General features: G+C 36.4%; 19 protein-coding genes and 1 other RNA gene. 1 reads left to right on the forward strand and 19 read right to left on the reverse strand.

The features are described from left to right. Positions 1-8 precede the first annotated feature (8 nt). The 17 genes from rimM to fabG form a co-directional block, all read right to left on the reverse strand. Positions 9-536 carry a ribosome maturation factor RimM gene (gene rimM, locus QM491_RS10430; protein ID WP_283327434.1) on the reverse strand — a complete coding sequence of 176 codons (528 nt, stop codon included), beginning with the start codon at positions 534-536 and terminating at the stop codon, positions 9-11. A 140-nt stretch (positions 537-676) separates the two neighbouring features. Then, positions 677-1,198, reverse strand: a complete 522-nt coding sequence (locus QM491_RS10435) for a 30S ribosomal protein S16 (protein WP_283327435.1) — start codon at positions 1,196-1,198, stop codon at positions 677-679. A 233-nt stretch (positions 1,199-1,431) separates the two neighbouring features. Continuing rightward, positions 1,432-1,828: RNase P RNA component class A (gene rnpB / locus QM491_RS10440), an RNA gene on the reverse strand. Positions 1,829-1,901: 73 nt separating this feature from the next. Next, positions 1,902-3,314, reverse strand: coding sequence for a DUF4403 family protein (locus QM491_RS10445; RefSeq protein ID WP_283327436.1), 1,413 nt, complete (start codon positions 3,312-3,314; stop codon positions 1,902-1,904). Between the two features lie 37 nt (positions 3,315-3,351). Continuing rightward, a complete protein-coding gene (locus tag QM491_RS10450) occupies positions 3,352-4,344 on the reverse strand; it encodes a Smr/MutS family protein (RefSeq protein WP_283327437.1) in 993 nt (330 codons plus the stop codon). A gap of 123 nt (positions 4,345-4,467) precedes the next feature. Then, the gene (locus QM491_RS10455; protein ID WP_283327438.1) at positions 4,468-5,352 is read right to left on the reverse strand and encodes a DUF2279 domain-containing protein; all 885 of its coding nucleotides are present in this window, start codon (positions 5,350-5,352) and stop codon (positions 4,468-4,470) included. A gap of 117 nt (positions 5,353-5,469) precedes the next feature. Then, complete coding sequence (gene leuB / locus QM491_RS10460; protein ID WP_283327439.1) at positions 5,470-6,540, reverse strand: 3-isopropylmalate dehydrogenase; 1,071 nt, start codon at positions 6,538-6,540, stop codon at positions 5,470-5,472. Between the two features lie 62 nt (positions 6,541-6,602). Then, entirely contained in the window at positions 6,603-6,962 is a 360-nt protein-coding gene (locus tag QM491_RS10465) for a four helix bundle protein (RefSeq protein ID WP_283327440.1), read from the reverse strand. Positions 6,963-7,036: 74 nt separating this feature from the next. Next, entirely contained in the window at positions 7,037-8,551 is a 1,515-nt protein-coding gene (locus QM491_RS10470; protein WP_283327441.1) for a hydroxymethylglutaryl-CoA lyase-like TIM-barrel protein, read from the reverse strand. An 89-nt stretch (positions 8,552-8,640) separates the two neighbouring features. Beyond that, complete coding sequence (leuD, locus tag QM491_RS10475; RefSeq protein ID WP_283327442.1) at positions 8,641-9,237, reverse strand: 3-isopropylmalate dehydratase small subunit; 597 nt, start codon at positions 9,235-9,237, stop codon at positions 8,641-8,643. Positions 9,238-9,310: 73 nt separating this feature from the next. Then, positions 9,311-9,661: a four helix bundle protein gene (locus tag QM491_RS10480; protein ID WP_283327443.1), complete on the reverse strand. Its 351-nt coding sequence runs from the start codon at positions 9,659-9,661 to the stop codon at positions 9,311-9,313. 64 nt (positions 9,662-9,725) lie between these two features. Next, the gene (gene leuC, locus QM491_RS10485; protein WP_283327444.1) at positions 9,726-11,129 is read right to left on the reverse strand and encodes a 3-isopropylmalate dehydratase large subunit; all 1,404 of its coding nucleotides are present in this window, start codon (positions 11,127-11,129) and stop codon (positions 9,726-9,728) included. A 714-nt stretch (positions 11,130-11,843) separates the two neighbouring features. Beyond that, the gene (locus tag QM491_RS10490; RefSeq protein WP_283327445.1) at positions 11,844-12,248 is read right to left on the reverse strand and encodes a hypothetical protein; all 405 of its coding nucleotides are present in this window, start codon (positions 12,246-12,248) and stop codon (positions 11,844-11,846) included. Then, the gene (locus QM491_RS10495; protein WP_283327446.1) at positions 12,238-13,386 is read right to left on the reverse strand and encodes a hypothetical protein; all 1,149 of its coding nucleotides are present in this window, start codon (positions 13,384-13,386) and stop codon (positions 12,238-12,240) included. The genes QM491_RS10490 and QM491_RS10495 overlap by 11 nt, the downstream gene beginning before the upstream one ends. Before the next feature lie 29 nt (positions 13,387-13,415). Then, positions 13,416-13,781, reverse strand: coding sequence for a hypothetical protein (locus QM491_RS10500; protein ID WP_283327447.1), 366 nt, complete (start codon positions 13,779-13,781; stop codon positions 13,416-13,418). A 685-nt stretch (positions 13,782-14,466) separates the two neighbouring features. Then, the gene (locus QM491_RS10505) at positions 14,467-16,551 is read right to left on the reverse strand and encodes a vWA domain-containing protein (protein ID WP_283327448.1); all 2,085 of its coding nucleotides are present in this window, start codon (positions 16,549-16,551) and stop codon (positions 14,467-14,469) included. A gap of 286 nt (positions 16,552-16,837) precedes the next feature. Continuing rightward, positions 16,838-17,584: a 3-oxoacyl-[acyl-carrier-protein] reductase gene (fabG, locus tag QM491_RS10510; RefSeq protein WP_283327449.1), complete on the reverse strand. Its 747-nt coding sequence runs from the start codon at positions 17,582-17,584 to the stop codon at positions 16,838-16,840. 428 nt (positions 17,585-18,012) lie between these two features. Between fabG and QM491_RS10515 the strand changes: the two genes are divergently transcribed. Next, complete coding sequence (locus tag QM491_RS10515; protein WP_283327450.1) at positions 18,013-19,878, forward strand: WG repeat-containing protein; 1,866 nt, start codon at positions 18,013-18,015, stop codon at positions 19,876-19,878. A 118-nt stretch (positions 19,879-19,996) separates the two neighbouring features. Here QM491_RS10515 and QM491_RS10520 read toward each other — a convergent pair whose 3' ends face one another. Together QM491_RS10520 and QM491_RS10525 are read right to left on the reverse strand one after the other, a co-directional pair. Further along, entirely contained in the window at positions 19,997-22,543 is a 2,547-nt protein-coding gene (locus QM491_RS10520; protein WP_283327451.1) for an ATP-dependent Clp protease ATP-binding subunit, read from the reverse strand. 95 nt (positions 22,544-22,638) lie between these two features. Next, entirely contained in the window at positions 22,639-23,247 is a 609-nt protein-coding gene (locus tag QM491_RS10525) for a WbqC family protein (RefSeq protein WP_283327452.1), read from the reverse strand. Between the last annotated feature and the right edge of the window lie 59 nt (positions 23,248-23,306).

Below are 23,306 nucleotides of genomic sequence, written 5' to 3' on the forward strand. Positions count from 1 at the left end.
AGTTTGGGTTAGTCATTCAAATACACATCCAACAAGCCTTCTGGAAGATTTACTTGTAATGTTTGTGCTTCTTTATCAGCGCCTAAAACAATTTCTGGGTCTACAGGAATTAGCACTTCTTTGTTTTGATAAGACATTACTAACAAATCTTGTGCTTGCATAGCATAAACTGTCTGCACCAAACCAAGAGGACCGAGTTTTTCGTCAATTACCTGAAACCCGATTACTTCATGATAATAGAATTGCTCGCCTTCAAGTTCTGGCAATATCTCTAATGGCAAAAATGCTTGAAGGTTCAACAACTCTTCAGCTTTTTCGAAAGTATCACAATCTTCAAATTTTACGATAGCACGATTACCTCTCAATTGGTAGGAATCCATAAAGAAAGGTACTAATTCACCTCTTACTTCAAGAAATACGCTATCCATTTCCTCATAATCTTCGGGAAAGTCAACGTCTAGCCACAAAATAACTTCTCCTTTTACTCCGTGAGTTTTGGTAATTTTACCTAATTCAAAACAATCTTCTTTAGTCATTGTCGTATTTTATAGTAGGGCTAACTCGTGCAAACTTTAAGTTTATCGTTAGCTTTATAATCAGTATAAACAAAAAAATGATACAAATCTAGAAAAATAATAGATTTGTATCATTTAATATAGGTAATGTCTTTTGAGAATTACTCTGCAGATTCTTCAGCAACTTCTTGAGATGCTTCTTCAGTTGCAGGAGCTTCTTCAACTACAGCATTTTTCTTTGCAATAGCTTCAGCACGAGCAGCATTAACTTTAGCTTCATCAGCTAAACGAGCAGCTTTCTCAGCTTCTTTCTTAGAAAGTAATGAATCAGCTTTTCCAGAGATTTTAGAATCTTTAACATTCTTCCACTCATTGAATTTAGTATCAGCTGTTTCTTGAGAAATAGCGCCTTTGTTAACACCCACTTGCAAATGTTTTTTCAACAATACGCCTTTGTATGACAAAATCGCACGAGCAGTATCAGTCGGCTGAGCACCATTCAACACCCATTGCAAAGCTTTATCATCATTAAGATTGATACTTGCAGGGTTAGTGTTTGGATTGTATGTACCGATTTTTTCGATGAAACGACCATCACGAGGAGCTCTAGCATCTGCTACTACGATATCGAAGATCGCTAATTTTTTACGTCCGCGACGTGCTAATCTAATTTTAACAGCCATTTTTTATTTACTTTTTAGTGAAGGAACCCGTCCTTCGGTTATGGTATTTGTAAATTGGAGTGCAAAGATAATCAAAATTACGCAGTTAGCAAGGTTCTTTAGTAAAAATCTCAAAAAAGTATTCAAAATTATATAAGATAATCTCAACAAAAAAAAATTATCCTCAACAAAGTCCTTTTTTGCCAAAAACGTAGTAAAAAAGCTACTCGAAGCAAGCTCCGAGTAGCAATAAGACCTAAAGTAAATCTATAAGCCGGATTCTGTCAGTCGCAAAATGTCCAATTTTGCGCTGTCTTATCATTTATCTCGACGAATCGTCACCGATACGCTCTATCAACCTACCCACTGACATCGGGCGAGCAGCCCTTTTTCCAAACCCGAAGGTTTTTCTCGCCAGCCTATTTGGTCTTTCAACTCATGAGGTTTACCTCTGCCTCGCTTGTCACCAAACGAGCGGTAGGCTCTTACTCTACCTTTTCACCCTTACCCTTGCAGGCGGTAATTTTCTGTGGCACTAGCTGTCACGTTTTCGTCGCCAAATCCGTGCCTTCCCGTTAGGAAGCATGATGCTCTTTGTTGTCCAGACTTTCCTCCCCTACATAAAGCAGAGGCGATAAGACGACTTACTTCGCCACAAAGGTAGCGAAATTTATGGATTGTTTGCAAAAAGCTTAAATCCGTAAGCGTTTTGTCGTACTAAATACTATAATCCGTCAACTTTCAGGTTTAGTTTGCCTTTAGCAAAAATTACTGCTACAATCGAATTAGGTGTCAAATACACTTTGTCTGGATTCAAGTCTGTGATATTTCCATTCAAGCTAATTCCCTTGCTTACTTGTTTATTCAAATTTGCCTGAATCTGCTTCTTCATATCGTCCACTTGACCACCAATTTGAAACGTCATCGCATTTTTCATTACCGAAGTAAACTTTCCTTGAAAAATCCAACTAGCTGTTCGGTGCAAAAGATTCTTCGTTTCTAAATCATAGTCAAAATGATCTAAGTAAACAGACTTTGTTTCGGGACTGTAGGTTGGAATACCTTTATAATAAATATTGCCATTTACACTACCCTTTAGCCCTGCTTTGATAACTACTTTTTCATTGCTTCCATAAATGTCCAAGGCAGTTACACCTACATTATATTTACCTTCCTTAAATGAAAAATTTTGTCCAACCAAGGTGTCAGCGGTAAGTCTTGCTGCTTCACTAAATGGAATTTCGGCAATGATTCCCACTTGGAAATCTTCAGGAATTTGTTGTACAACCTTCAAGTCTGGAACTGAGGTTACAGGTTGCACTGTTGGTTTTGTTCCAGTAACAGTTTCAGTATAAGCCTTAATCGCAATGGTTGATTTGATACTATTTCCTGTAGTAACTAGCGGAGTCATTTGCAATTCTACAGGATTGATTTTCAACCATGTACGATATTTATCTGAAAGTAAATAGGGTTGCATAGAAGTATTCCAAGCTTGTACTACGTACTTTTTAATATCCACATTTTTTCGCACAGCATCATCCAAAGCTTTTAGGATAGTTCCTTGTTTAGACGTTAATGCTTTTTCGACCAAAGATGTAACATTGATGTCGTACCCAGCTATTCTAATAGTTGGCTTTTTGATCCAATCATAGCCCATAGGAAAACTCTGCACATTGGCTTCCCAATTAGGATTGATAGAAAATTTTGAACCAAATTTTACATTAAAATCAAACTGTAACTCTTGTGCTGGCAGTTGCATTCCCATCACCTTGTATCCTACTTTTACCCAAACTTTGAGTGGTACCGTAAAATTAAAGGTTTCGTTTTGGGCAGTTACAGTAATATCTTCACGCTTCCAGACCTTACACATGAAATTATCATAATTGTTGTCGTCCATGCTATTGTCCTCAAATACCAAATCTTTCACATTGGTATTAATCTGACGAGATACATCTGCCATTGTAATCTCGAAAGGTATTCCTAAGGTAGATAAATAGCGTTCCACTTGTTTCCCTTTTACATTATAAGATTCCGTTGGTGCAGTTGGGTTTGCGGTACTAGCACCTGTATTATTTGAACTTGCGCAGCCTTGTAAAATTAGGATTCCTAAAGCAAAGGCAGCAATCAATTTTTTCATTGTGAAATTAGGGTTAAATGAAAAATGTTTTTAATTCTTATTTGATTTTCACTTTGGTTGCACCATAACCAAACTTCTCTTTTTGTGAATCTTCAAAATATTTGACGTTTTTGTGTCCAGAAAGTTTTTTGTGTAATTCATTTCTCAAAACGCCATTTCCTACGCCATGAATAAAAATAATTTCGTCCATACCGTTTGCTATCGCAGCTTCAAATTGCTTTTCGAAAGTACTTAGTTGCAATTCTAACATTTGTCTATTTGACATAAATAGATAGTCATCCGACAACTCTTCGATATGCAAATCTACTACTTTTGAGGGCTTGGGTGGTATCACAAGCGCAGGCGTAGATGATGACTTCTCGAACATTTTCTCAACAATCTTTTCTGGTTCAACTTTTACTGGATTTACAGAGTCTTCAATATCTAATTGAAACAAATGTGCCTCTTGATTAAGAATTGGTGCTTTTTGTTTATTCTTGAAAAATGTATTAATTCTAAACTTAATCGACTTTATCAAAGGTTGTTTCAACTGCATAAAAGCAGGGCGATAATAAAACGCTTGGAAAGTAAATGTTCCCCAATTTTCGAATTCTGGTACTAATACATGCTGTACCTTTTGTTGTGTTTTGGGTTTCAATATCCCTGAAGCCAAGCCTTTATGGTGAGGATCTGTACCTACCGAAAGCATAAACGGCAAATCCCAATCAGTATTGTTGATAATATACTGAGAAAGTTCACGGTCATTGACAGGGACAAAGGCCATATAAACACCTTTGTTTGACAAAACGTCAGAAGTAGTTGGCCCAACACGGTCATAAATCGAACGTTGAGGCTCGAAAGTCGGTGTAGAAGCAACTGGCGCTTTGAATACCTTTTGCTCTAATTCCGAAATCACAACAGCTTCGTTCCTTTTTACTGGGATACGAAAACCGTCTTCAATCTCCACTTCTATGATATTATTGGGTAAAATTTTTGTTACAATTCCTTCTTCACGTCCGTGTACAAGACGAACTCTATCTCCTATATTCATTTTAAAATTGTTTTCGTTGGTTGAATGACAGCGCTGCTATCTATTTTTTTACAATATTACAGACAATTTGAATAACGAAATGTTATTTTCTCTTAAATCCTATTTCGAGGATGTTGGTTCATTTTAAAAATAAATAGGATGAAAAATCACTCCTTTTTTAGTGTTAAATTCAAGCGTTGGAGCTGGAATTTTGATTTGGTCTACAAGAAATAAAAGACCTTTTAAAAATTTAGATTTTGTTTTGATATGGCTTAAATTAAAATCTAAAGCCAAATAGTATTGACGGTATGGAAAAAACCCATTTTGCTGACTATTAGTCACTTCTGCATTGACCATATCTTGAATCCCATAACCTACAGCCAGATTGAGCCATTTGGGAAACTTGTTTTGTTTCGGCAAAAAACTACTGATATTTCCAGAAAACCAATACGTTTGCCCATTGTAATCTTTGAGCCATTGTTCACTCATTGATTTACCCAAAAGTTTAGGATTTTGACTAGCAAGACTTGTATTATGAAATGACCATTTGGGTTGTATTCGGGTTTCTCCCCACAAATATTGCTGCCCAACATAAAGACTCGGACCAAGAATATTAGCAGTCATATCGCCCCATGAAAATCCATAATCAGGCTGAGTACCATCAAGTATTTCGATGGTTGTCATGAAAGTTAAACTAGAAATACCTGCCCATAATGCTGCCTTTTGTGGAGATAAGCCCGCCCACCTGAAGGCTTGTGCATTAACTCTAGTCAAATGATAATTGGTATAAAAATGCCCTAATTTATCAATCTGAAGCCATTCAGAATTATCATCAAAAAAGCGAAAACCCTGCGCTTTTTCTCCATACCAAGCCGAACTTAACCCTGCAATTGCTCCTGTATAAGCTACAGATTCAGTTATAATTAGATTACGAAGTCTATGTGTATGAAGTGTATCTAATTGAGCAGAAAGCTGTTTTGGGCCAATTATAAGTAAAAACAATATATGTATTTGAGAGCGAAAAGACATAGCCTTAAATTATTAAAATACAAAGCTACTGGGATTTTTAGTTATCTATCTTGTTTTCAAATAAAAAAGGGGCTGAATCCTCAGCCCCTTAATATAAAAGATGTTAATGAATAGGAATTAGATTCTATTCAAAATCTCTTCGCCAATTGCATCTGTTCCTAAAATCATATCTTTAGGAGTATCTTTTGTAGCGATGTCACCTGTACGGAAACCAGCTTTCAATACTTGGTCTACAGCATTGATGATTACATTTGCTTCTTCTTTCAAGCCGAAAGAAATATCCAACAACAAAGCTGCTGACAATACAGAAGCCATTGGGTTAGCAATACCTTTACCAGCAATATCGTGTGCAGAACCGTGGATTGGTTCATAAACACCTGTACTGTCACCTACCGAAGCAGATGCCAACATACCCATAGAACCTGCGATTTGAGAAGCTTCGTCAGTCAAAATGTCACCAAACAAGTTACCTGTTACTACTACGTCAAACTGCTTTGGATCTTTGATTAACATCATCGCACATGAATCCACAAACTGGTGTGTTACTTCTACCTCTGGATATTCTGGTGCAATTGCTTGTACAGTTTCTCTCCACAAACGGCTAGATTCTAATACGTTTGCTTTGTCAACTGACATTAATTTTTTACCACGAGTCATGGCTGCATCAAATGCTTTACGAGCAATACGTTCTACTTCGTATTTGCTATAAATCATGGTATCATAAGCCGTATTTCCGTCTTCGATACGCTCTCTTTTTCCGAAATATACGTCACCTGTTAATTCACGGAAGAACAAAATATCTGCTCCTTTTAAGATTTCAGGCTTGATACTTGATGCTTCTAATAACTCATCAAACAATTTGATAGGGCGTAAGTTAGCGTATAAACCTAACTCTTTACGCATTTTCAATAATCCTTGCTCTGGACGAACTTTTGCATGTGGATCGTTATCATACTTGATGTGTCCTACAGCACCAAAAAGGATAGCATCCGAAGCACGCATTTTCTCCAAAGTCTCCGCAGGAAGAGGTTCACCAGTAGCTTCGATAGCCACGTGACCGATAAGTGCTTCGTCATAAGTAAAATCATGACCGAATTTCTCAGCGATTTTCTCTAAAACTTTTTTACCTACAGCGGTAACTTCTTGTCCGATGCCATCACCGGGAACGACTAAGATATGCTTTTTCATTTTATTTCTAAGGAAAGGAGTTGTTAGGCATTAGGCAAAAAGTCTAACCTAAACAAATCCTTTCAATTTATTTTTTTTATAAGAGAATACAACATTTTATCTAACTCTGTACTCATGCTATCTATCTCAAAAAAAGCATTTTCTGTCAGATAGTTTAACCTTTTTGCAATTTCTATTTGGGTTTGTAGTTCATACAATGACCCTAAAGCCATGTGTAAAAACCTTTTATAATCAGCAGATGAAGATCGACCATAACCTTCAGCGATATTACTTGGAATTGATACCGCACATCGACGCATCTGGTTAGTCAACCCATACTGTTCTTCTTTAGGAAAAAAAGAAGTATAAGAGTAACATAATGTAACTAGATCAACCCCTTTTTGCCAGACTTTTAAGTCTCTGTAGCTTTTTATAAATCCCATAATTTTAATTGTAGAACCTTGAGTTTGATACTGCTAATAACCTAATGCCTCTTTGCCTAAACCCTCTCTCCTAACTAAATAATATTCAACATCTTCTGTGTAGCTTTGATGGCGGACACAGTCTGGTCTGAATCTAGTCCTCTGGTTTTAAAGTCTTTACCTTTATGATCCCAAGTAATAATGGTTTCGCAAAGGGCGTCGGTTTTACCACCAGGAGGAATACGTACTGCATAGTCGGTTAGATTAGGCAATGAAATCCCCTTAACACAGTAGATTTTCTTCAAAGCATTCATGAACGCATCATATTGCCCGTCACCTTGAGCACTTTCCTCATAAATTCTCTCACCCACTTGTACTTGTACAGTAGCAGAAGGTTTGAGGTTTTTAGAATGTGTCAAAACATAATTCACGACGACAACTTTTTCTTCAATGGTATTGCTATCGAGTACGTCAGAGATAATATATGGTAAATCTTCACGCGTTACCACTTCTTTTCTATCACCTAATTCGATAATACGTTGAGTAATCAGCTTGAGATCGGCATCCGCTAATTTGATACCTAACTCTTGCAAATTTTTCTCAATATTTGCCTTACCTGACGTTTTGCCCAAAGCATATTTACGCTCACGACCAAAACGCTCTGGCATCAAGTCATTGAAATAAAGATTCTTCTTGTTATCACCGTCGGCATGAATACCCGCAGTTTGTGTAAACACGTTTTCACCTGTAATAGGCTTGTTGACAGGAATACGGAATCCAGAGAAAGTTTCGACTAATTTACTAATTGTATATAATGAACTTTCGTTGACAGAAGTTGTAGCCTCTTCCTTCATAAAGTCATTAATTACCGCAATGGCACTCGACAAAGGTGCATTTCCAGCACGTTCGCCCATTCCATTGACAGTCAAATGCAAGCCATGAGCACCCGCTTTGATAGCTTCCATCACATTGGCGATACTCAAATCGTAGTCGTTGTGTGCATGAAAGTCAAAATGCGTAGTTGAATAGCGTTTCACCAACAAATCGATATACTCGAAAGTTTCTCTTGGAGTTAGGACCCCTAAAGTATCTGGCAAAAGGACTCTTTTGATGGGTTGTTTTGTCAAGAAATCAAGGTATTGTAAGACGTAGTTCTGAGAGTTACGCATACCATTACTCCAATCTTCGAGATAAACATTACAAGCAATACCTTTTGAACCAGCGAGTTCGATAACCTTTGCAATATCAGCAAAATGTTGCTCAGGTGTTTTTTTGAGTTGGTGGGTTAGGTGGTTAAGGGAACCTTTGGTAAGTAAATTCATTACCTTGGCTCCCGCTTCTAGCATCCAATTCACTGATGTTTCGCCATCGACGAATGTCAATACTTCTACTTTATCGATAAATCCATTTTCGGAAGCCCATTCTGTAACTTTTTTTACAGCTTGAAATTCACCTTCGGATACTCTTGCAGAAGCAATCTCGATTCTATCAACTTTAACTTCTTGTAAAAGTAGTTGAGCGATTGTTAGTTTTTCAGAAGCGGAAAAAGATACACCACTGGTTTGTTCTCCGTCACGGAGAGTGGTGTCCATAATTTCGATATGTCTCATATTTTGCCATAGGCAATAGGCTGTAAGCTATAAACTCAGGGTAAATACATAAACCCTTAGAGCTTACAGCCTACAGCCTACAGCATCTCTTAGTACAAACTCTTCTCTGCGAATGTTTTGATTTCTTCTTTCATTGCTTGCAAATAATCAATGTCATCAAAACCGTTCAACATATTATGTTTCTTGTATCCGTTGATAGCAAAGCTTTCGCTTTCACCAGTTGCAGCAATAGAGATTGTTTGAGCTGGAAGGTCAACAACTAATTCTGCTTTAGGATCTGCTTCGATAGCTTGGAAGATTTTGTCCAAAAATTCTGGGCTAACTTGTACAGGAAGAATACCGATATTCAAGGCATTACCTTTGAAAATATCTGCAAAGAAGCTCGAAACTACACAACGAAAACCGTAGTCATAAATAGCCCAAGCAGCGTGTTCACGGCTAGAACCACTACCAAAGTTACGACCACCAACCAAAATTTTACCTGAGTAAGTTGGGTTGTTTAGTACGAAATCTTGTTTCAGAGAGTCGTCACCATTATAACGCCAGTCACGGAAAAGGTTATCTCCGAATCCTTCACGTTTTGTCGCTTTCAAGAAGCGAGCAGGGATAATTTGATCCGTATCCACATTTTCCAATGGCAACGGAATTGCTGTTGAAGTTAATATTTGAAATTTATCGTAAGCCATTTCTGATTGGCTTTGGGCTTTAAGCAATAGGCCATAGGCTATTATTTAAAACAAATACCAAAGCATTAAATATTTATACTAATTTTCGACTTAAATGGAATAACTTTTTCTTTATTACATTTATTTTTTGTGCAAGCTCATCAGCATAATCAGGACTGATATACATTAAGTCTTTAGAAAGTTGAATAAGGTACTCAACCTCATGAGAGGATCCCTGTGCAATTTGAAGAAATCGTCTAAAATCTGCATCAGTATCTCGCCCGCACCCTTCACAAATATTAGTAGGAATAGAAAGTACTGCTCGTCGTATTTGTCCTGTTAATCCAAAAGATTCCTCTCTTGGAAAAGTTTTGGTTACGCTATAAATTTCTAAAACTAAACCATGGGCTAACTGCCAAACATCGTATTTTCTAAAGTCTCTCATAATATTAAAGTGAAGGTGTAAACTAAAATGCTTATTGCCTAAAGCCTAGAGCTTAAAGCTATAATTACAATAGCTCTCTAGGGTCGGTAACAACACCTGTAACTGCTGCGGCTGCGGCTACTAATGGGGAAGCCAATAGTGTGCGTGAACCTGGGCCTTGACGACCTTCGAAGTTACGGTTTGATGTACTTACTGCATATTTACCAGCTGGGATTTTGTCGTCGTTCATTGCCAAGCATGCTGAACATCCTGGCTGACGCAACAAGAATCCTGCCTCTGTCAATATGTCTAAGATACCTTCTTCTTTGATTTGGGCTTCTACAATATGAGAGCCTGGTACCAACCATGCAGTAATATTATCAGCTTTCTTACGTCCTTTTACGATTGAAGCAAATGCACGGAAGTCTTCAATACGACCGTTTGTACAGCTTCCTAAGAATACGTAGTCAACTTGTTTACCAATAATTTCCTCATTTTCAGCAAATCCCATATAGTTCAAAGACTTCTTGTAAGACGCTTCGCCATCTTTCACAGCTGATGCTGTAGGGATTTTTTGCGTGATACCTGTACCCAAGCCTGGGTTTGTACCATAAGTAATTTGAGGTTCGATCTGTGAAGCATCGTAAGTCAATTCATAATCGAATGTAGCACCTTCGTCAGTCTTCAAAGTTTTCCAATAAGCCAAAGCATTTTCCCAAGCTTCGCCTTTTGGTGCCAATTCACGACCTTCTAAGTAGTTGAAAGTCGTTTGGTCTGGAGCAATCATACCACCACGCGCACCCATTTCGATAGAAAGGTTACATACAGTCATACGACCTTCCATTGACATATTTTCGAATACCTCACCAGCATATTCTACAAAGTACCCGGTAGCACCCGATGCCGTAATTTGTGAGATAATAAATAAAGCAACGTCTTTTGGTGTAACACCTTTACCCAATGCACCATTGATGGTAATACGCATTTTCTTTGGCTTAGGTTGCATGATACATTGCGAAGAAAGTACCATCTCAACTTCAGAAGTACCAATACCAAAGGCAATAGCACCAAATGCACCGTGCGTAGAAGTGTGAGAGTCACCACAAACGATAGTCATACCCGGTAGAGTAATACCATTTTCTGGTCCTACTACGTGTACAATACCGTTTTTAGGGTCACCCAAGCCCCAGTGAGAGATACCATACTTTGCTGTATTTGTTTCCAAAGCTTTCAACTGATTAGCAGAAAGTGGATCTTCTACAGGTAAGTGTTGGTTAATTGTTGGCGTGTTATGGTCAGCAGTTGCGAAGGTTCTTTCTGGATAAAGCACGCTAATGCCTCTCGTTTCAAGACCCAAAAATGCCACTGGGCTAGTTACTTCGTGAATGAAGTGGCGGTCAATCAAAAATACGTCTGGACCATCTTCAATTTTGCGAACAACGTGTGCATCCCACACTTTGTCGAACAAGGTACTTGCTGAATTACTCATAAACTTTATTGTAAAAAATAATATGTAACAAATAGAGAATAATCGGTGGGTCTTAGGTAGAAAAACGCATGATTTAGTCTATTTTCAAAATATAAATCAGGATAATTTTCTTCGAAAACTAAGAACCAATGGCAATTTAAAGAAAAAACCAAATAAGATTTGGGTATTCCTCTGAATCACACAACAAATTACCACAAAATAATCCAATAACTCATAACGCCATGAGTTCAAACTATAGCGATTTTAGACCAAATGTATCTATTTGGCTAAAATTATTTATTTTAAGTGAAAATACTTATGGACGGTGATTACTAAGAATGCTGAGTAGTAAGTTGGATAAAGATCTATATTTCAAAACCTTGGGGCAAAAAAAGAAGCTCCTTGAGAGAGCTTCCTTTTTGACGTAAGATTACAAACCATATTTTTCTTAATTACTTTTTACAGTTATGTATGTATCAACCCAATTAGGATATTCTTCACATTCATCACTAAAAATAAAATCTCTCCCATTTAAAACTTTAGCAAAATAAGCAGCTTTTTCTCCGTCGCCTGAGTTATCAAATAAATATGCTTCATCCTAAATTTTAATAGCTTCGTACAACAAGTTCATACATCGACTATATCGCTCAATTATTTTCTCTCTAGTTACTGTATGACCGCCTTTTCCTAAGTCCTCTCCTTCTGCTACACCTAATTTAGTGGAATAGTTTATTGCTAAGGCTTGTAAGTCCAATTTCTTTTAACTGCAATATCTCTCAGTTTACCAGCTTTCTTAAGCTTTTGATTTTTACTTGTAACCGAAGAAAAATCAACATAGCAGTGACCGTCAAAAGGAATATTATCCTCAGTTGACGACAGTGGAGGAATAGATTCCACTTCTTCAACGGTTAACGACAAAACTCCATGGGATTTAAAATTAGTAGTATAATGTTCATACGCGTCTTTGGCGCTAAACTTTTCGCCGTTATAAACAGATAATTTATCCTCATCTTTTTCTGTAGGATTAAAGGCGCCAGACGAAATAGTAAGAGTATTTTCAATAAAAGCCTGATTAGAAACGATATCATTCACTACAAATGATGGGTTAATTTGTCTATGTAATAAAGAATTATCTTTCATTCAAAGTAGAGTAAATTAGAGTATTTAGAGAATCCCATCCAGCTTTATCCTGAAGGGACATTTTCGCTTCTTTTTCATCAGAGTCATCAGAATCATTATAATAGAAAAACTCAACTGATAAAGAAGCTAGATTTACGTCGACTACAATATTCCTAATATCTTTTTTCCATTCTAGCTGAATATTCCCATCAATCTTAGGGAAAATTGCAGGTAGTGATAATTTGTTATCAAAATAAGAATTAAACAGATTTTCAAACTTAGCCAATTGCTCTTTGTTTAATGCTTTTCCTCGTCCCTCAAACCAATTATTCTCTAATTTTAAAAGATTGTAGATACGGAGAGAAACATCAAGTGGATCTAATACATCTATCGATTCCACCTCAGTAATCATCTGAATTTTGTCGTCATTCGAATTGAATAGAGCTGTTGCTTTTAAAGAAATGTAAGTATTATTTTTATATTCGTTGAAAGCAATAAAAACATTATCTTTTATATGCTCTTTTAGAGGACATTTAATACTTCCAAAATCAGTTTCAATTTGGAATGTGCCATTTTTCTGATCAATTTCTGGAACTAAAGCATAAAGTTTCTGGCTGCCTAAGTATTCCGTCTTTTGTTCACTGAACAATAACAGCTTTTTTCTAGTAGCTTTATTTAGTATAGCTTTAGAACTTGATTTTGACTCATAATCATACCCAAAGTCTATAGACTCATCATCTAATAGATTTTTACCAATTTTATTAAAATAAGAAAGGAGTTTATAATCTTGCTCTTGAGATAATTCATTATTATTTACAGATTCAACTATTGAAACAATTTTGTCTTTTGCCTTTTCAAAGTATGTAAAATTGTTTAAAGTCTCCAAAGGTAAACTTGATGTCAATGAAAAAGCACTCGCAATAGCAAACTTCGCAATTGAACTACCCTCTTCAATTTCTACAAGCATCAAATATACTCCATCAGAAAAACCTTTTGGCACGCGCTTCCTGTTAAGGTTTTCACTTAAATAAATTTCTTTTGCAACTTCAATAATTAAATCTTCAAGTGCAGAGAAGTCTTCAAGTATATTTACAGGTAAAGAATGGTCTTCAAATCGAGAACCAACCAGCCTAGGTGCTATAAATATTTTATCGTTCATTTTACTATTATAGTTAGCAAAGGTATTACTCACTTTTGATTTTTCTTATTGGGCGAGTTTATGTTTAGAGTTCTCGTTATTGCAGAAATATAAGAATTGATATTTAGTTCTACATCCAAAAATAATTTATTGTCTTGCAGATGTATCTTTTCTAGCCAATCAGGATTAGATACTTTTATGTTTAAACCATGACCCCTACAAAAATCTTTAAAGGAAGCTTCTTCTATTTCCCAATTAATCAAAGAATTGAAACTGAAACATCTATTCTCTCTTAGGGATTTTTCAATATCGTCAGCATTCAAATAAACGCCTATATCAAAGTCACTTCTAATACTTTCAGTAATAGTGCTTTTACCAGAGCCATTTGGTCCTGCAAATACAAATAATGTAGCCAATTATTTAAGTGTAAAGGTTCTAGATACTATTTTTTTTCTCGGAATAATCGTTTTGAGAATATTGGTTGTGCCATCAGGAAACTCTTCTACAATTTCATTACCTCTCAATACACAGACGGTCAATCCTTTGTCCTTTGATTCTTGGTAAGCATTAGCGAGACTCTTATTTGCTATTTCAAGAATTCCTTGAGTTGAATTTTGAAGTGCGCTTTCAACCTCTTCTAAACTCTTTGCATGGTGTGAAGGACGCTCACTATTATACTCTAGAATCTCAATAGTTGAGTTCGGACTTTCTTCTTAAACTTTTTCAACAATTAATATCAAGTCGCTCTTACCTCTTACAGGAAAAGAAATAACACCTCCTTCAGAAAAGTAAGGTTTTGTATAATACTTTCGGTAAGCCTCTATTTTTTGAGAAGTACTTTTTAAGATATTGTGTAAACTCCTGCCTCGATTAACCCTTTTGTGTTGAATATTTCTATTACTTAGTTGTATGTTTTGTTTGGTGAGATGTTCATACTCCTAGGTAAACGAACTATCCAGTTATCATCAGAGCGTCTCTTTATTATTTTTATATTTTCCATATCAATCCGCTTGTTTACAAATCATTATAAATATACAATTATCATACAGAAAACGAACAAATATTATTACAATTGTGATACGAATCATCCTCATTATTAACCTAATACCCGCCCATATACTTTCTCACAACCCATTCAGTAGTCAGCAAAGCAATGATTAAGAAAAATACCCATTTGAGGTTAACAAACTCTTTGAGGTCTTCGTTGGCTTCGATTTTTTCTGGAGCTTTGTGCGCTAAAATTTGTTTTTCGAGCTGTGCAAGCTGGCTTGCTGGCAAAAACTTCCCTCCTGTTTGTGCGGATAATTGTCGTAGCAAATCAAAATCTGCTGTAGTATTACTTAATTCTACTTGTAAATCTTTTACGATAAATTCACCAGTACTTTGTTCGTTTTTACCCAACACACTTGCATTGGCTTTGTACTGATACACGCCCGCAGGCAAGGCACTAATTTCAAACTTCGAGTTATCAGCAGATGGTGTATAATTGTATTTTCTCACACTACCTTTTTCATCTTTTAATTCGAGTGCCACAGGAATATTGTACATTTTCTCGTAAATACCATTGTATATTTCCGTTTCAAAAACAACTTTATCGCTTAACAAAAACTCGTTTGATATGGGATAAACTCTTAATTTACGTTTATCATCTTTGGCAGAAAGGAATTGTACGACTTTCAAGAAAACATCATCTATGACCTCTTGTTTTTCGGTCAAATCAAATTCTTCCAAACGCCAAGTCCAGAGACCTTCTCCTGCAAAAATAGCAGATTTTTTAGACCCAGTATTAATGGCAAATAAAGGCTTCTGTGTTTGTAATGAACCTATTTTCTGATAAAGAATTACCTCTGAATTAGGCAATAGAGTGATGTCACCGAAAGGTACCGAAACCTGTGGAAATTGCTTGATTAAGTCCAAAGACTCAGCTTCAAAATTGAGTGACTTAAAATTCTCGTTATAATATCCAGTCACTTTGTCGGTCTGACCTGCTTGAGAATTGATACGCATTACTTGATTCAACTGATTGAGATAAGTTGTGCCCGTTTGGTTTCCCAACACAAACAATGTAGGTATTCCTTTATCAAGTAATGGTTTATAGATATTTGAATAAGAATTGAAATAATCTGGTAGCTGATGTAAAATCAACACATCATAGTTTTTGTTTGACAAATCTGGAAATGGATTTTCGGTCAGGATTTTGACATCTATTTCAAAATTTTCATTCTTATCCAACATGCTTTTGATGGCCTTGATATCTGGATGTGGTGAAAGCGCCATCAATAAAACTTTTTCTTTTCCATCAATCACCTCCACGTAGACATCTTGCTGATTATTTTTGCTACTAAACTCGCCACCAAGTACATCTACCTGAATTACAAAATGTTGCACTCCTTTTTGCGAAGCTAAAGTATTAAACGAAACAGTTTTAAGGTCATCCTTTTGTTGAAAATTAATGACTTGTTTCTCTAACGTTTTTCCGCCTTGTTTTAGATAGACACTTACTGTTTTTCCCTGAAAACCATACGAGCTAATATCTGCCTGAACAGGAAATTTGTTTCCTAAATAGGCAATTTTGTTAGCGTAAACAGACTTAACGGCAATATCTTTTTTGGGAATAGTATCGCCAAGCCCAACGGTATGCACAGCAAAAGTAAACTTTTCGCTACTAGGGTTTATACCTTCATTGACAATACCATCTGTCAATAGCACCACATCTGAAAGATTATTTCCTTCTTGCGCATTCTTTATTCCAGAAAGTAAACTTGACAGGTTAGTACTTTTTTGATTAAACTGAATATCTGATGCCTTCTCTGGATTTAGTCCATCCAATGTTGTCCAAGAGATCTCAAAATCTTCTTCCTGCAATTTTTCTTTCAAAGATTCTAATTGAGAAAGCACTCCATTCAAAACCTGTTTGTTTGCAACCCCCATTGATTGCGAATTATCAATAGCTAGTACCAAAGTACGTTTTTGAACAGACTGGGTTATTTGGCGAATTAAGAAATTGAGGAGTAACAAACAAATTAGGCTAACACCAATAAAGCGCAAGGCTGCCAATAAACGATTGGTAGATTTGGTCCAAGGAGTTGGCGAAATTTGGTATAAAACGAATGCGTAAATTGCTCCTGCTGTTAAGCAGAGCAATATAAACCAAGGAGATGATTGAAATAAAAAGTCGAATTTCATAGAAACAAAGTACTAGGCAAAACTCACAATGTCCGTTAGCAAACAACGAGCCTTAGTCATCTGACCACATTTTAGGAATAGGAAAAGTAATACGTCTATCAAGCAAACGACGTTCCACAATTGATATTTTACTCAAAATAACCTAAAAAGGAAGATTTTGCAAAGTTACAGCCCGACAAATGGTGATTTAGAGTAAGAATACTTTTAAAATGTGGTAAAAACAAAAAAGCAATAGATATTCGAATTTGAAAACCTATTGCTCTTTATGGTAGGATTGGGGTATTTCCTACGTCAACATACCACCGTCAACTTGTAATACTTGACCAGTGATATAACGAGACATATCTGAGCCTAAGAATACGCAAGCATCAGCTACTTCATCTGCCTGACCTCCACGTTTCAAAGGAATTGATTTCTTCCACTCTTCGGTAGCCGCAGCATTCAATTCGCCAGTCATTTCGGTTTCAATGAAACCAGGAGCAACAGCATTTGAACGAATATTACGTGAACCTAACTCTAAAGCTACTGATTTTGTAAAACCAATGATACCAGCTTTGGAAGCTGCATAATTAGCCTGACCAGCATTACCACGCAAACCAACTACAGAAGTAAGGTTGATAATAGAACCAGATTTGGCTTTCATCATTGATTTTGTAGCTGCCTTTGTCAAGTTAAATACCGACTTCAAGTTTACTTGAATTACAGTATCCCACTGTTCTTCAGTCATACGCATCAACAAACCGTCTTTTGTAATACCAGCATTGTTTACCAAAACATCTATTTTACCGAAGTCGGCAACAACTTGATTCATCAAATCTTCTGCTTGTTGATAATCAGAAGCATCAGAACGATAACCTTTTGCTTTGATACCCAAAGCGGCCAACTCAGCTTCCAAAGCTTGCCCTTTTTCTACTGATGACAAATACGTAAAAGCCACTTGAGCTCCTTCTTGAGCAAAACGAGTAGCAATTGCTCGCCCGATACCTCTAGAAGCCCCAGTTACTAAAGCTACTTTATTTTCTAGTAAACCCATTGTTGTTGAATAATTTAATGAAAATGAATGTTTGCCGACAAATGTCAGATTGTCAAACACATCCAAGTTTTTTGAATTCCAAAAATAGCAGAACCAAATAAGATGACAAAATAAATCAGGAGAATAAGGTGACTTCTGTAATTTTAGCTCGTTTACTTTTGATAAGATTTTTATTGTAAAATCTGGTAAAACATTCTATTTTTGAAACTTCTGATACCGCCGTTCACTTCACTTAGCTATTATTTTCAACAATTCTCTTTTTAACCGCACCAACATTTATTAAGTATTTATGTCATTTTCTTCAATGCACATAAAGTACTATACAATAATTCTGCTATTGGGTACAATGGCATGAAATGTGTGCAATTTTTTATTAGTGAATCTAACAAACTTTTAATTTATACCTTGCTTTTGTATAAGACATTATTATGAAAACTTATTTTATAACACAAAAATTACGATTTAATACTTACCCACTATCCAGAATTCTCTCTGTAATTATGGCATTTTACTCTATGTCTATTATAGCTCAAAATAGAGATGGAAGCAAAAATGCTAATGCACAAATGTGCTTCAACAATAAATCTGGAATAGCCCTAGTAAACTCTAAAGATTTAGATGGCAAAGATATTTTAGCTTTTCCACTAGACAGATTGCGTAGCAATGTTAGATATGGCTTTATTGAGAATTATCGCCAAGGAATGGCGCGTATCAAGAAAGATCAAGTTTGGGGATTCTTAAATCTTTGTGGTGAGGAGGTTATTCCTTCGCAATATGAAGACGCCGAGCCCTTCAATGGTGGTAAAGCTCTTGTAAAAAAATACAATTGGTTTTTTGTTGATAATAATGGTACTGAAAGTGATATTTTCGAAAACGTAGTTTCTGCTAAAGCCCTAAGTAATGGTTATAGTTTAGTGAAATTAAATAATGGGAAGTTTACGATTATTGATAATACTTTCGACAAAACAGGTACCTATTTATCGCCGCTTTATGACGAAATGACAATTATTAGCTCTACAAGTTTAGCTGTGAAGCTTAATAACAAGTGGGGTATTATGAAATTAGGCGATAAACAAAGCCCAACTCCAGCTTTCGACTTGATTGCTCCTATTGGTAAAGAGGGTTTGATGAAAGTAAAAGTTGGGGATAAATTCGGAGTTGCAACTATCAATGGAGAAATCATTTTAAAACCAGAATACGGTATTCTTACAGATGCCGATGCTCAAGGTTTTATTAAAGGTATAGAAGAAAACAAACAGCAAATTTTCAACTCTCAAAATTTGCAGGTAAGTAAACCGTTCAAGGCAATTAGCGATTTTGATTCGAGAGGTTTAGCCATTGTTCAAGACGAAAATAATTTATTAGGACTTATCAATAAAAATTTTGTGTCTATCATTACTCCACAATATAATTCAATTGGAAGTTTGGGTGAATTTGACCTTATTCCTGTGAGTAAAATCGTAGATGGCAAAGGAGCTAAATTTGGTTTTATCAATCTACAAGGAAAAGAAGTAATTCCTCTAATGTATGAGGCTGTAGGAAAAATCAACAAAAAAGGACTTTTGGTTGTAAAAGAAATTGTGAGCTGTAACCTTGATGCTAAAGGAAGTAAGATAGGTACTTGTAAGGCTGATAAAGTAATCGATATTAATGGTGGTATTATTGTACAACCAGTAACAAAATATCCCGATGCTGGAAAAATCAGCTATGCAGTTACTGATTCTATCATGCAAAACATGAATATTATCAAAACATTTAGGACTGAAGATAAGGGTAAAAATGCAAAGATTATTCTTGTAAGAGAAGATGATTTTAAAGTCATTACTCCAGAACCTTACGAAAATATTTTGCCTACAACACAAGGACAAATCTTATTTGTAAAATTAGATGGCTTATGGGGCACACTCGATATTTCGGGTAAATATATTACAAAATGCCAGTTTAAATCATTTGCACCATCTAAAGAAGATTACTTTTTGGTACAAAATATGGAAGGAAAATTCGGATATGTAGACGCCAAAGGGAAAATTCAAGTTAATCCAGAGTATCAATCGCTTGAGCCGTTCAGCAATGGTTTAGCAGTAGCTTCAAAAGGCGTTAATCAAGTTGGTTTAATCAATAAGTTTAATGCAAAAGTAGCCCCTTGTATATTTAGCACAGTAAGCTTAGATTCGGGTGGCAATTACGACCTTACAGACAGTAATCTGAATAAATTTAAACTTAACAAGCAAGGAGACTGCTTGAGTAATTGTGCCAAATTTGATGAAGTACGTAGCAGAGTAAATAAAGAGTAGATTTGAAAATAAAAAACAATAGAAAAAACAAAAGGGGAGCAAGCTCCCCTTTTGTTTTTCTATTAAAGAATCAATACAAACTTCAAAACTCAGCATTCTTAATTCTACTGTTATTTTCTTACTCTTCAGTAGCAGGAGTTGTCGCAGAAGTACGAGTCAATGTTAATGAGTCTCCTTCTCCTGAATAATCAGCCAAGATAACATCGCCTTCGGCTAAATCACCTTTCAGAATTTCTTCAGCCACAGGATCTTCCAAATAACGTTGGATGGCACGGTTCAAAGGACGAGCACCATATTGTTGGTCGTATCCTTTTTCTGCTATGAAATCTTTTGCCTTTTCGGTCAACTCTACGGTATAACCCAACGCTGAAATTCTTGTGAACAATTTTTTCAACATCAAGTCAATGATTGAGTGAATATGTTCACGTTCAAGAGAGTTGAATACAATTACATCATCCAAACGGTTCAAGAATTCTGGAGAGAAGGCTTTTCTCAAGGCATTTTGAATTGTTCCCTTCACAGTTTCGTCTAAATTATCTACTTTAGATTTTGTTGAGAAACCAATACCTGTTCCAAAGTCTTTCAAATCACGAGCACCAATGTTTGATGTCATGATGATGATTGTATTACGGAAATCTACTCTACGTCCCAAGCCATCTGTTAAAATACCATCGTCCAATACTTGCAACAACAAGTTGAATACATCTGGGTGAGCTTTTTCGATTTCATCTAATAATACAACTGCATAAGGTTTACGACGGATTTTCTCAGTCAATTGGCCGCCTTCTTCATAACCAACGTATCCTGGAGGTGCTCCGATTAGGCGAGATACACTGAATTTCTCCATGTATTCACTCATATCAATACGGATAAGAGCGTCTTCTTTGTCGAAAAGGTATCCAGCCAATACTTTTGCTAATTCGGTTTTACCAACACCTGTAGGACCTAGGAAAATAAATGAACCAATTGGTTTTTTCGGATCTTTCAAGCCTACACGAGTACGTTGAATTGCTTTTACCAACTTCACAATCGCTTGGTCTTGACCAATCACTTTGCCCTTCAACTCCTCGTTCATGTTCAACAGTTTCTGACCTTCGGTAGCAGCAACACGGCTTACTGGAATACCAGTCATTTGTGCAATTACTTCTGCTACACTTTCTTCAGCAACTGTATAACGACGACGTTTTGTATCCTCTTCCCAATCACGTTTAGCTTTATCCAATTGCTCTAACAAACGTTTTTCACGATCACGCAATTGAGCTGCCTCTTCGTATTTTTGAGATTTAACTACTGCATTTTTCTCCTTCTTGATATTTTCGATAGCACCTTCCAACTGCACGATATCATCAGGAACAGTGATATTAGAGATATGTACGCGAGCACCTACCTCGTCTAATACATCGATTGCTTTGTCTGGCAAGAAACGATCTGAAATATAACGTTCAGACAATTTTACTGCTTGTTCAATTGCCTCTGGCGTATAAGTTACGTGGTGGTGATCTTCGTATTTATCTTTGATGTTATTCAAGATTTCGATTGTTTCTTCTACAGTTGTGGCATCAACCATAACTGTTTGGAAACGACGTGCAAGTGCACCATCTTTCTCGATATATTGACGATACTCATCTAGAGTAGTAGCTCCGATAACTTGGATGTCGCCACGAGCTAAAGCTGGCTTGAACATATTTGAAGCGTCCAAAGAACCAGATGCACCACCAGCTCCTACAATTGTATGAAGCTCATCGATGAATAAGATTACATCTGGAGACTTTTCGAGCTCGTTCATTACCGCTTTCATACGTTCTTCGAACTGACCACGGTATTTTGTACCAGCCACTAAAGAAGCCAAGTCAAGAGTAACAACACGTTTGCCAAAAAGCACACGTGATACTTTTTTCTGAACGATACGAAGAGCCAAACCTTCAGCAATTGCCGTTTTACCTACCCCAGGCTCACCAATCAAGATTGGGTTATTTTTCTTACGGCGAGACAAGATTTGAGCTACACGTTCAATTTCTTTTTCACGACCTACAATTGGATCTAATTTTCCAGCTTCAGCGATTTTGGTAAGATCTCGACCGAAGTTGTCCAAAACTGGAGTTTTAGACTTCTCAGCTCCTTTGTTGGTCGTTGCACCACTACCCATGCCCGAGCCACTCGCAAAAGATCTTGCGTCATCATCGTTATCGTCTGTATCTGACGGTCCCGATTTGATATTTGGGTTAGATTGATATTCGACCATGTCCTTAATCATATCATAGTTAATTTGGAACTTTTCCAAAATCTGGCGAGCCAAGTTATCCTCATCTCTGAGAATCGCCATTAACAGGTGCTCAGTTCCAACAAGATTCGTTTTAAATATACGTGCTTCTAGGTAAGTCACACGAAGGACTTTCTCTGCTTGACGAGACAAAGGTATATCCTGTTTGTTTTTAATGGTGTAATTAGAGCGAGCCACTCCTTGAGTAGCCTTTTCGATGGTAATACGTAGGTCTTCGAGATTTACCCCACACTTCTTGATTAATTCGAGTGCAATTCCTTCGCCTTCACGAATCATACCCAAAACGAGGTGTTCCGTGCCTATGTAATCATGTCCTAACCTGATCGCTTCTTCGCGGGCTAGAGAGATTACCTCCTTAACTCTGTTTGAAAATTTTGCCTCCATGCGAAAGAGTTTCTGTTTTTCTGGTTCATAGTTTAAAAGCAATGACAACTGAGACTTCCAAACTACCTAAATAACACTAAATTCACCAAGTTTGTTCATTTGAGAATTGATAGCTCAAGTATCTTTTTGGCTTGATTTCCCTGACAAAACAATAAGTCGAGGATTGACAAGTTGGGCTCAAAATCACTGCCAAAATTCTGCCGATACGCTACTGGCTCATAAATATTATTTTGGCTGTAAGACCTTTTAGGATGTATTTGCCCTCTGTAATCGTTTTGAGCTACTTTTTCGTATTCATTCGTAAATATAATATTTTTTTCGACTTTTAAAAGTTTAAGACAAATTGTCAGCAACTCTATATTCAAATCGAACAAAAAGTCAGGTTTTTTTTCAAATATTCTTGCAAAATAATCTGCATAGTATTCAAAAAATGGCGCTTTCCCATAAGCAGAGTAGATAGCACCCCAGTGACGACGTACCCAGTCTTGATGATACTCTACTTTAATATCTTTCACAAGAATCTTCGAGTTACCATTTTGTACTGGAACAGAAAGTACATCAATTTTATTTGAAGCAAGTATTTTACAACGATTTCGGTAACTTTGCTTTTCGTAATGTTCGTAAGCCTCAATCTGAATAGTATCATGTTGCAATATGCAAGCAAAATATTCTAGGCTTGGCAGATAATGTAAATCAATAATCATTTATCTAAAATAATGAATTTGGGGTAATTTTTCAAATTTTAAGCAAGCATTTGCCGATT

This window comes from Flectobacillus longus, from assembly GCF_030056705.1.
Lineage (GTDB): Bacteria > Bacteroidota > Bacteroidia > Cytophagales > Spirosomataceae > Flectobacillus > Flectobacillus longus.